We start from the raw sequence: 2298 nt of genomic DNA, 5'->3' as shown, positions 1-2298 counted from the left end.
GGCCGAGTGCAGCACCTCCTCCGAGGCCGAGCCGGTCTCGGCGGCGCCGCGGTTGACCTGGCCGATGTCGGTCGCCGCGGTCTGGGTGCCCTGCGCGACGGTCTGGACGCTGCGCGCGATCTCCTGCGTCGCCGCGCCCTGCTGCTCGACGGCGCTCGCGATCGAGGTCGAGATCGACGAGATCTGGCCGATGGTGGCGCCGATCTCCTTGATCGCGGCGACCGATTCGGCGGTGGCGCCCTGCATGCCCGCGATGTGCGAGGAGATCTCGTCGGTGGCCTTGGCGGTCTGGCTCGCCAGCGACTTCACCTCGCTCGCGACCACCGCAAAGCCGCGGCCGGCGTCACCGGCGCGTGCCGCCTCGATGGTGGCGTTGAGCGCCAGCAGGTTGGTCTGCTCGGCGATCGCCGTGATCAGCTTGACCACTTCGCCGATCTGCTGGGCCGCATGCGACAGCTTGCCGATGCGGCCGTCGGTCTCCCGGGCCTGCACCACGGCAGCCTCGGCAATGCGGCTGGAATCGCGGACCTGGCGGCCGATCTCCTCGACCGAGGCCGACAATTCTTCCGTCGCGGTCGCGACCGACTGCATGTTGGAGGAGGCCTGCTCGGAGACGCCGGCGACCTGGCTCGACAGGCTCTGCGTGGTCTCGGCGGTGCGGGTCAAGGTCGAGGCCGCCGATTCCAGCTGCACGGCCGAAGCCGAGACGTTGGAGACGATGGCGCCGACCGCGCTCTCGAAATCATCGGCGAAGCGGATCAGCTCGGCGCGGCGGCTGGCGGCCTGCTCGCGATTCTGGATCTCGCTGGCGGCGGCGTCGCGCTCGGCCTTGGCCACCGCCTGAACCTTGAACTCTTCCACCGCGCCGGCCATCTCGCCAATCTCGTCCCTGCGCCCCAAACCGGGCAGCACGACGTCGAAATTGCCCGAGGCGAGCTCGCGCATCGCCTTGCACATCGCGATCATCGGCCGCGAGATGCCGTTGCCGAGCATCAGCGCCAGCACGAGGCCGATCGCAAGGCCACCGAGCGCCAGCATCAGCATCAACCGCTCGGTCTCAACGATCGTCGTATTGGCGCTGGCCTCGATGCGCTGCTGATCGGCGGTCAGGTCCGAGCGCAGATCGGCCGAGAGCTTGAGGATGGACGCGGCGGTCTTGGTCATCTCGCCATTCGACTTCACGATGACCTTCACGTTCTCGGTCAGCTTCGCGAAGGAAGTGCGGTACTGCTTCAGCAGATTGCCGATCTCGGTGACGCGGTCGGTGATCTTCTGGTCGTTGGCATAGATCGAGACCAGCAGGGTCTCCAGGAACTTGATACGGGCGATCACGCCGTCGGCGGTCTTCGGCTCGGGCTTGGCGACGAAGGCGCTGACCGAGGTGGAGACGGCCAGATATTGCGAGGTGACGTCCTTGGCCGTGGTCTGGACCGAGGCGAGGCCGGCGAGCGCCGCAGTATCGGCGAGGTCGTCGAACTTGAAGCGGATCTTGTTGCCGACGCTGTTGAGCTCGTCGGCCGCGATCTTGTTGTTCTCGCGCGTCAGGGCGATGATCTCACCGAACACCTTGGTGAAGCGCTGGAACTCGGCCTCGAGCTTGCCGACCTGCTCGCGGCGCGCGGCACCGGTCGTGGCCGCCATGGACTTGGCGATCGCACCCTTCAGATTCTCTTCCGCCGCCTTGGCCGCGGTCTCGTCATCGTTTGCGCCGGTCAAGGTATAGGCCCGCGCCAGCCCCTGATAGGAGATCAGCTCGCGGTCGACGGTCCGGGCGAGATCCGCTTCCGACACACTGGTGCGGTAGGAGGCCACCGCGCCGGCGATCCGTTCAAAGCCGAAATAGGCGAACGCCATGCTGACGGCGAGGATGGCTAGCACCGCCACGAAGCCGAGGATGATTTTTGCGCGAAAACGCAAGGTGAGCAGCTTCGATGTATTCGGCTTGGATTTGACGGACATTCCCCCACCCCATTCCATTCGCGGAAAACCAGGCGCAGCCCGGAAGCAGCCCGCTCCCCGACTCGCATGCACGTTAGTTGGCAAAGGATAAGCCACGGTAAATTTATGGCGCCGCAACTAGCGGTTAGGTGTCGCGGGGAATGTTAAGATGCGCTTTCTCGCGCTGCTCTAAATGTTCTCAGTTCGGTGCCACGCCACACGCCGCGGTCGTCCCGGACGAGCGCAGCGAAGATCCGGGACGACAGCGGAGTATGATGCAACGGCGTAGCCTTCAGAGGCAGCGACTTTACGCCGCCCTGATATTCCCCATGAAGCGGTCGAGCTCGGCGCGCAGGCGGG

Annotated in this window: 1 protein-coding gene; it reads right to left on the bottom strand. The window is 65.9% G+C overall.

Features of this window, described 5'->3' with window-relative positions; all coding sequences use genetic code 11:
* Positions 1 to 1959, bottom strand: a 1959-nt coding sequence (locus tag A5906_RS30615) for a methyl-accepting chemotaxis protein (RefSeq protein ID WP_080138922.1), incomplete at its 3' end; no start/stop codon positions are given.
* Between the last annotated feature and the right edge of the window lie 339 nt (positions 1960 to 2298).

It is taken from the genome of Bradyrhizobium sacchari, assembly GCF_002068095.1.
Lineage (GTDB): Bacteria > Pseudomonadota > Alphaproteobacteria > Rhizobiales > Xanthobacteraceae > Bradyrhizobium > Bradyrhizobium sacchari.
This window is presented reverse-complemented; position numbering and strand designations above follow the sequence as displayed.